Annotated in this window: 1 protein-coding gene; it reads left to right on the plus strand. The window is 35.8% G+C overall.

What is annotated here, in order from left to right; translation table 11 throughout:
* A partial coding sequence (locus tag G5B11_RS18795; protein WP_173729343.1) for a helix-turn-helix domain-containing protein occupies window positions 1-509 on the plus strand: 509 nt, incomplete at its 5' end.
* Between the last annotated feature and the right edge of the window lie 105 nt (window positions 510-614).

Below are 614 nucleotides of genomic sequence, written 5' to 3' on the forward strand. Positions count from 1 at the left end.
AAAACAAAAGTTACTCAAAAGCACTAAAAATATCTGCGGTAAATGATTATCTTAATGGAGCTGGTTCTCTTGATGATATTTGCTTAAAATACGGAATCCGGTCACACACACAACTTTTAAAGTGGATTCAGGTGTATAATTCTGGTGGAATATTAAAAACATCCACTGGAGGTGCTTGCATGAAAAAAGCAAAATCAACGACTCTTGATGAGCGATTAAAAATAGTTACGGAATGCTTGGCAAATGATAAGAATTATGGAGCAATGGCTTTGAAATATCAATGTTCTTATCAACAAGTTCGTAACTGGGTAAAACGATACGAAGAAATGGGAAGTAAAGGTCTGGAAGACCGCCGTGGTAGACGAGTCGGATCATTACCAAGTCGTACATCTGAGGAAGAATTACGTGATAGAATCGTTGAGCTTGAAAGAAAAAATCTTGATTTACAAATGGAAAATGATCTGTTAAAAAAAGTCAGAGAACTAGAAAGGAGGGATCACTATCTTTAGTTCACCGTTTAGCCGCATATAAGGCAATCAAAGAATTATCTTCTGACAAGGGATATCCTGTAGATAAACTTTGTAAGTATCTTAATATTACACGCTCTGCATACT

The sequence above is a fragment of the Blautia glucerasea genome, assembly GCF_013304385.1.
Lineage (GTDB): Bacteria > Bacillota > Clostridia > Lachnospirales > Lachnospiraceae > Blautia_A > Blautia_A ammoniilytica.